The following is a 561-nucleotide window of genomic DNA, read 5'->3' on the forward strand; positions in this document are numbered from 1 at the left end:
TGTTGCATTTCCAATTGATGGTATTCCATAGTCGAGAGACGCTGAAACACTTCGGCATTGTTCTGTAGAAAGTGACGCATTGAAGTGAAAGCTCGCATTATTCGAATATTCACCTCAATCGCAGTGTCAGAACGTAAAACACTACTAAGCATAGCGACTCCGTTTTCAGTAAATACGTAAGGCATGTATTTCAAATGTTGTCCGCGTCCTTCGTTTAAGGTCGCAATTTGCGACCTTAAACATTCGTCCTTGGTCAATTGAAACATGAAATCTTCAGGAAATCGTTTAATATTACGTTTTACTTGCTCATTAAGACGCTTTGTTTCAACGCCATAAAGTGTGGCAAGGTCACGGTCAAGCATAACTTGTTGTCCTCTAATGATTTTTATTAGAGGCTCTATATTGTCAACACCAACCAACTGGTCACGATTTGTGACCAGTTCGCCGTTTCCTGTCTTATCCGTTATATCTGCCATATTTCTATCTTTATTTTTAAGGTCACAATTTGTGACCTTAAACGTGTTGTTACTTATTATTGCATTCAAAGGTAGTGCTTTTAGC

1 protein-coding gene is annotated in these 561 nt (G+C 38.7%); it reads right to left on the bottom strand.

Annotated elements, in window-relative coordinates; all coding sequences use genetic code 11:
* Positions 1–362, bottom strand: a 362-nt coding sequence (locus DXD25_RS17385; protein ID WP_367379923.1) for an ORF6N domain-containing protein, incomplete at its 3' end; no start/stop codon positions are given.
* Positions 363–561: the final 199 nt, after the last annotated feature.

Source organism: Prevotella sp. TF12-30 (genome assembly GCF_003436715.1).
Classification (GTDB): domain Bacteria; phylum Bacteroidota; class Bacteroidia; order Bacteroidales; family Bacteroidaceae; genus Prevotella; species Prevotella copri_A.